General features: G+C 57.2%; 1 protein-coding gene. It reads right to left on the bottom strand.

The genetic code is table 11. The features are described 5' to 3' along the window. Window positions 1-397, bottom strand: a 397-nt coding sequence (locus AACX88_RS17465) for a hypothetical protein (RefSeq protein WP_479686352.1), incomplete at its 3' end; no start/stop codon positions are given. Window positions 398-845: the final 448 nt, after the last annotated feature.

Here is an 845-nt window from a genome sequence, read left to right as displayed (position 1 = left end):
GACGCCTGCCGGGCTGCGCCCTGTAGCTGCCCTGATGTAGCCTCCGGTGCAGATCTGTTATGTTGTTCTTCATGTTTCCGGCGTAGTCCATCCACCTGATGCCATCCACTCCGGCGGCCGCTTTCCTGCTCAGGGAGAGGAATGCGGCTTCCAGTGCTTCGACTGTCAGCAGGTGGAACAATGCTGTAAACCGTTCTTTCTTCCGCTGCTTCGCAGCTTCCCGCACGCGTGACAGCCTCTGTGACATGCTTTCCCGGCTCTGTGTCCGGCGCATGTGTGGCTGTTCCGCGTTCCCCTTGGCCCCGCTCCTTCGCTCCACTGACTCCGCTCCTTTCGGGTTGTTCGCCTGCTTCGCCGCTACTATGAGCGAGTCCGACTTCTCCTCTCCGTACATCACCGGCTATGACTCCTCGTCTTCCCGGTGCGGGCCATCTCCGACACTGGCAGATGGTCAGAGGGGAGATCTCCCGGTTCCCGCGTAGAGATCGTATTGACATGCCAGGGTCTCAGACCCCGCCGGGTCCATGTGGCACTCGCAGTATCGCACCCTATGATGTTGCCTTCCGTTAACAGTACAACGTCGGCACCCGGTAATTTAATATAGATTTCGTGGCTCAATGGCTGGCCTGTCAACACCCCTGTCAACGCTTCGCCCCATACCTCGCGGTATGCAACGCATGACTCGGGGACCTTGTGGATTGCTGGTCCTTCAATGGTCGGGGACTTTCACCCCTTGATCTCTACCGGTCTCCCGGCGCACACTGTTTACATATACAGTGTTTTTAGGTGGTCGGAGGTTGTGCCTATGTTCTTAATTCCAATGGAAAATCCTGAGAAAATCGCCA

Source organism: Brevibacterium metallidurans, assembly GCF_037101285.1.
Classification (GTDB): Bacteria; Actinomycetota; Actinomycetes; order Actinomycetales; family Brevibacteriaceae; genus Brevibacterium; species Brevibacterium metallidurans.
This window is presented reverse-complemented; position numbering and strand designations above follow the sequence as displayed.